Genomic DNA, 860 nt, shown 5'->3' with positions numbered 1-860 from the left:
GAGAGGTGCGCGACAACAGTCATCGCGCCATCATTGCCCACCGATTGGTTTTCGAGCAGGATTACGTCACCGTGCGCAAGTCGCTGTATTTCCGCCAAGGCAAGGCTGATGGGAGCAATGCGCACATCCAGAAGAAGCGGAAGCTCATTGAGCGCTGCGGCTACGACCGGCAGGTCGAAGCAACAGTCGGCGACCCACTGCAGCCCCGCACCATCGACTTCTACCAAACCGACCAGGTCGTTCGGACGCTCCAGCCGAACGACCTTGAACGCGTAAGGACGCGGGGCCGCGACGTCGGAGCAGGACCAGGTCGGCCGCTGACCGCACCATCGCTCCACCTCGATCGCCAGATCCTGGAGAACGATATCAAACAATATCTCACCCAGGCCGTGGCCCGGAGGCAATGTGGTGATCTCCGGCCACCGTTCTATGGCCAGCTGCGGAAGGAGCACTGCCCCCAATGCGAGGCGGATTTTGTGGCCGTGCACACTCATTACCACGATGTAACTTGGCGCCGGAATGTGTCGATGGGCTGAATCGGACATGACCGCCTGCACCTCGATGCCGGCGAGACTGAAAGCAAGCGGAAGACGGCTCGCAATTCGCGATATTGCGGCAGCATCACGTCCGTCATAGGGGGGAAGATCGATCATGCGCTCTTCTCGGCCCTGAAGCGGAATGTCGCCTCCGAATCGGAAGAGTGCCGATGACAGTCCCCTTCCTGCCAAAGTGAGCCTCGGGCAACTACTGCAATCATGACGCGCATGCCGAGCCGATCAGATGAGTCGCGCGCAAACGCATGTCCTCGCAATTGCAAGATGGACCTAAGGTGGTCGGAGACGATGTGGAGAGATAGCGTA

The 860-nt window shown here is 59.8% G+C and carries 1 protein-coding gene; it reads right to left on the bottom strand.

All coding sequences use genetic code 11. From position 1 onward, the window contains the following. On the bottom strand, nucleotides 1-653 hold a 653-nt coding region (locus AAFX91_RS42070), incomplete at its 3' end, for a hypothetical protein (RefSeq protein ID WP_394570398.1). Nucleotides 654-860 lie beyond the last annotated feature (207 nt).

Origin of the sequence: Bradyrhizobium sp. 31Argb, from assembly GCF_043638955.1 — a bacterium.
GTDB lineage: Bacteria > Pseudomonadota > Alphaproteobacteria > Rhizobiales > Xanthobacteraceae > Bradyrhizobium.
This window is presented reverse-complemented; position numbering and strand designations above follow the sequence as displayed.